This is a genomic window from Mucilaginibacter sp. P4_G9 (genome assembly GCF_056400985.1).
The window spans coordinates 1-2,302 of sequence record NZ_JBFUKF010000657.1; the positions used below are offsets into that span (position 1 = coordinate 1).

3 protein-coding genes are annotated in these 2,302 nt (G+C 44.2%); all 3 read left to right on the forward strand.

Features of this window, described 5'->3' with window-relative positions:
* A partial coding sequence (locus AC1DPZ_RS26425) for a DnaJ C-terminal domain-containing protein (RefSeq protein WP_477409116.1) occupies positions 1-635 on the forward strand: 635 nt, incomplete at its 5' end.
* Positions 632-1,783, forward strand: a complete 1,152-nt coding sequence (locus AC1DPZ_RS26430) for an exo-alpha-sialidase (RefSeq protein WP_477409118.1) — start codon at positions 632-634, stop codon at positions 1,781-1,783. The genes AC1DPZ_RS26425 and AC1DPZ_RS26430, both read left to right, overlap by 4 nt.
* Positions 1,784-2,016: 233 nt before the next feature.
* Positions 2,017-2,302: ABC transporter ATP-binding protein (locus AC1DPZ_RS26435; protein WP_477409120.1), on the forward strand; the 286-nt coding region annotated here is incomplete at its 3' end.

A 2,302-nucleotide genomic window follows, 5' to 3' on the forward strand; every position in this document is an offset into this window, starting at 1 on the left:
GGGTAACCAATACCATTTTGGGCCAGATGCAAACTACCAGCACCTGCCCTACGTGTAACGGCGAAGGATCAACCATACTATCAAAATGTACTGTTTGCCATGGCGATGGTGTTGTACGCGGCGAAGAGCTGATTACCATAAACGTACCTGCCGGTGTAAGCGAAGGTATGCAACTGAGCATGAGCGGCAAAGGAAACGCGGCCCCAAGAGGCGGTGTACCGGGCGATCTGATCATCCTGATTGAAGAGATCCCGCATGAAACCCTTAAACGCGATGGCAACAATGTAATTTACGATCTGCATGTAAACTTTGTTGATGCAGCCATAGGTACAACGGTAGAAGTGCCAACCATTGACGGCAAAGCCAAAATAAAAATTGAACCCGGCACACAAGGCGGCAAAATACTACGCCTTAAAGGCAAAGGTACCCCCGAAGTAAACTCCTACCACCGCGGCGACCAGCTGGTACACATCAACATATGGACACCAAAGGCCTTAAGCCGCGAAGAACGCGAGATATTGGAAAAACTACAATCATCACCCAACTTTAAACCAAATCCTGGTAAGAACGAGAAAAGCTTCTTTGAAAGGATGAAGGAATATTTGGGTATATTGCAATTCGCATTACCGAGATGAATTTATATAAAAAAATAGTTTCCCTTACAGCCTGGTTGTTTATAATTCTCAATCAATCACACGCCCAAACCCCATCCATCCGCAATAATTACCAAACCGAGGCCGGTGTTCCGAAATTAAACATCGAAAGGTCGATGATCTACTCGCCTGAGAAGGAATGGCTGTATAATCATCACCCTTCTATTATCCGTTTTAAAGATAAGTTTATCGCCATATGGAGCAACGGTTTAATAGACGAGGATTCGCCGGGCCAGCGGGTAGTTTATGCTACTTCTAAGGATTTTGTACACTGGTCGGCACCTGCTGTGCTGGCATCGCCGGGCAAGGTTAATGATACTTTAACCGTATTAACCGCCGCTGGTTTATACCAATATAAAGGTACGCTGGTAGCCTATTATGGCGAGTACACCAAACACCGGCAAAATACCCACCTTTGGGCAAAAACAAGTACCGATGGTTTGCATTGGAGCAATCCCATTGATATGCATGTGCCTTTAATCCCAAACCACGGACCGGAGACCATCAAAAACGGCAGACTCATTATCAGCGGTAATTTTCTGTTCCCCTATACTGATGACCCGCATGGCATCTCCGGCTGGAAGCTGAGCAGCTTTTATCCCGATTCGCTTTATAAGCAGGATAACTCCGCCGCCTTTTATGCACCGGCGGCAAAATTGGGTTTGCCGCCTTTGTGCGAAGGATCTTTTTTCCAAACCGACGATGGTATACTGCACATGTTACTCAGGGTAACCGGGAAGGGTTGGAAGGGTAAACTTTGGTTAACCGAAAGTAAGGATAACGGTACCCAATGGTCGCGCCCCGCAGAGGCTGCATTTTCTGATAACGACAGCAAATTCCACTTTGGCCGCCTGCCCGATAAACGCTTTTATTATGTAGGCATCCCCGATACATTGCATCATTACGATCGGAATCCTTTGGTGATCTCCCTATCCAATAATGGCGATACTTTTGATAAAAACTATATCATCGCCAATGAACTTTATCACCTAAAAAAAGAAGGTCTTTGGAAAGGAGGACAATACGGATATCCGCATACCATCATCTATAATGGTTATATGTATGTGATCATATCGAGACAAAAAGAGGCTATTGAAGTACTAAGGTTCAGTATCAACCAATTAAAATGAAATAGACACGAATTTCACGAATGGGGCTAATTACACAAATCAATTCGGGAAATTAGTGTCCCATCATTCGATTCGTATACATAAATCAATTCGTGTAATTCGAATAAATTCGTGCAATTTGTGTCTTATTCAATTCGTGTTTTTATTCAATTCGTGTTTCAATAAATATTGTAACATTTTAAAACCGGCCGTATCTAAAACGTACTATTAACTATGATAAACCCTTTGCAAAAATGTTAAGCATCCGTAATATTGTAAAGCAGTATGCTGGTCACCGCGCGCTGGACGATGTAAGCCTGGAAGTTGAAAGCGGACAGATCTTCGGCTTGCTTGGCCCTAATGGTGCAGGTAAAACCTCGCTGATCCGTATCGTTAACCAGATCACCGCACCCGACTCGGGCGAGATTTACTTTAATGGCGAAAAACTCAATCAATCGCATATCGAACGCATCGGCTATCTGCCCGAAGAACGTGGTTTGTATAAAAAAATGGAGATCGGCGAGCAGATGATCTACCTGG